The following is a 288-nucleotide window of genomic DNA, read 5'->3' on the forward strand; positions in this document are numbered from 1 at the left end:
AAGTACTGCTACTGAATCTATGGCAACTTTTCTTTCAAGTCCAGTTCCTACATAAGGAGCTTCTGTTGTAAGTAATGGTACTTCTTGTCTTTGCATGTTTGATCCCATAAGTGCACGGTTGGCATCATCGTGTTCTAAGAATGGAATTACTCCTGCTGAAACTGAAACCATTTGTTTAGGTGTACCGTCCATTAAATCTACTTGATCTTTTTTTACGTTAACAATTTCATCACCATATCTACATGTCATTTCTTTATCTCATAATTTACCTTCTTCATCTATATTTTT

Annotated in this window: 1 pseudogene; it reads right to left on the minus strand. The window is 34.7% G+C overall.

The features are described 5' to 3' along the window. Positions 1-249: pseudogene (locus AYC60_RS03480) on the minus strand (hypothetical protein); the annotation flags it as partial. Positions 250-288: the final 39 nt, after the last annotated feature.

Source organism: Streptobacillus felis (assembly GCF_001559775.1).
In the GTDB taxonomy this organism is placed as follows: Bacteria; Fusobacteriota; Fusobacteriia; order Fusobacteriales; family Leptotrichiaceae; genus Streptobacillus; species Streptobacillus felis.